We start from the raw sequence: 788 nt of genomic DNA on the forward strand, positions 1-788 counted from the left end.
TCCCAGTTCATTCCGCTATCAGCCCGCCACCGACCGCAATGCCGCCTTGAAAGCGAAGATCATCGCGCTTGCGCAACGGCACCGACGCTACGGCGCCGGCATGATCTATTTGAAACTGCGGCAGAGCGGCATGGTGGTCAATCACAAGCGGGTGGATCGGCTCTATGCTGAGGCCGGTCTGCAAATTCGCCGGCGCAAGCGCAAGAAAATCCCTGTGGCCGACCGTCACCCACTGGCCCGTCCTTTGGCCGCCAATCAGGTCTGGTCGATGGACTTTGTGTTCGACCGAACGGCAGAGGGGCGGGTCATCAAGAATCTGACCGTAGTCGATGATGCCACGCATGAGGCAGTCGCCATTGTTCCGGAACGTGCGATGGGTGGTCTGCATCTGACGCGTGTTCTCGACCAGCTGGCGCAGACACGCGGCTTGCCCAAAGCCATTCGGACCGATAACGGCAAGGAATTCTGCAGCCGTGCGATGTTGACCTGGGCACACGCCCGTGGGGTTCAGCTCTTTCTGATCGAGCCAGGCAAGCCGAATCAGAACGCTTATATCGAATCGTTTAACGGGCGCTTCCGGGATGAGTGCTTGAACGAACACTGGTTCACTAGCCTGCGCCATGCCCAGATCGTCATCGAAGCCTGGCGTAGGGAATACAACAACGAAAGGCCCAAGAAAGCACTGGGTGGTTTGACACCGGCTGCCTATGCCGAATCACTCGCAGAGAAATCAGGTAAATTAAGCCCGGACTCTAAAGCTCTCTGCTACTTAAAGTGGGGGGACGTCG

1 protein-coding gene is annotated in these 788 nt (G+C 57.9%); it reads left to right on the forward strand.

The genetic code is table 11. The features are described 5' to 3' along the window. Nucleotides 1-788 (forward strand): IS3 family transposase (locus HWX34_RS20995; RefSeq protein WP_178974153.1); only part of this gene is annotated, 788 nt, incomplete at both ends.

It is taken from the genome of Aquitalea sp. LB_tupeE, from assembly GCF_013391415.1.
Taxonomy (GTDB): Bacteria; Pseudomonadota; Gammaproteobacteria; order Burkholderiales; family Chromobacteriaceae; genus Aquitalea.